Raw genomic sequence first — 1,014 nt, 5'->3', positions numbered from 1 at the left:
AGAGCAGTGCGCTTATTTGGCTGCTCTTCCAAAAGGTCCAGCAAATTATGATCCATTTAAGAATACACAACGGGCTATTAATCGGCGCAATTGGGTTATAGATAGGATGGTTGCAAATGGATATGTAACACATGAACAAGGTGAAGAAGCTAAAGCAAAACCGTTAGGGGTCACAATACGGGGAAGCGATAATTACGTTTTTGCTGCTGACTATTTTACTGAAGAAGTGCGACGTCGTCTAATGCACCGCTATGGAGCAAAAACACTTTACGAAGGTGGACTTTCAATTCGTACAACACTTGATCCGCATTTGCAACTTATTGCTAGGCGTGCTTTGCACAATGGATTAATTAAATTTGATCATTCACAAGGATGGCGCGGAGCTTATGGACATATTGATAAGAAAGATGATTGGGGTGTAGAACTTGCAAATATAGCTGGATTAAGTGACGTTCCTGAATGGCGTTTAGCTGTTGTTCTTTCTGCTAACGCTCATAAAGTAGAGATTGGTTTACAGCCACAGCGCGAAGCTTCAGGTTTATTATCAACAAAGCGGGAAATTGCTGTTTTGTCTGAAACCGATTCAAAATGGGCATTACATATTATTAAAGAAAATGGCTATCGAAAAACTGTTCGGGATTTATCTCATGTTCTGCAAGTTGGAGATGTTGTTTTTGTCGAAAAAACCTCAAATACAGACAATATTTATCGTTTACAACAAATCCCAAAGGTTGAGGGTGCAATTGTTGCTATGGAACCTCATACAGGGCGTGTTCTTGCGATGGTAGGAGGGTTTTCTTTTGCAGCATCTGAATTTAATCGTGCAACACAAGCCTATCGTCAGCCTGGTTCTGCTTTCAAGCCTTTTGTATATGCAGCCGCACTTGATAATGGATATACACCAGCATCCGTTGTTTTAGATGGTCCTATTGAAATTCGCCAATATAATGGTGAGGTTTGGCAACCTAAAAACTATGGTGGCACTTTTGCAGGCCCTTCGACGTTGCGTTATGG

The 1,014-nt window shown here is 41.0% G+C and carries 1 protein-coding gene; it reads left to right on the top strand.

Annotated elements, in window-relative coordinates:
- Window positions 1–1,014, top strand: a 1,014-nt coding sequence (locus ACFINO_RS09985; protein WP_375655660.1) for a penicillin-binding transpeptidase domain-containing protein, incomplete at both ends; no start/stop codon positions are given.

This window comes from Bartonella sp. AA83SXKL, assembly GCF_042196965.1.
GTDB lineage: Bacteria > Pseudomonadota > Alphaproteobacteria > Rhizobiales > Rhizobiaceae > Bartonella.
The sequence above is the reverse complement of the archived record's forward strand: the minus strand, read 5'-3'. Positions and strand labels throughout refer to the sequence as shown.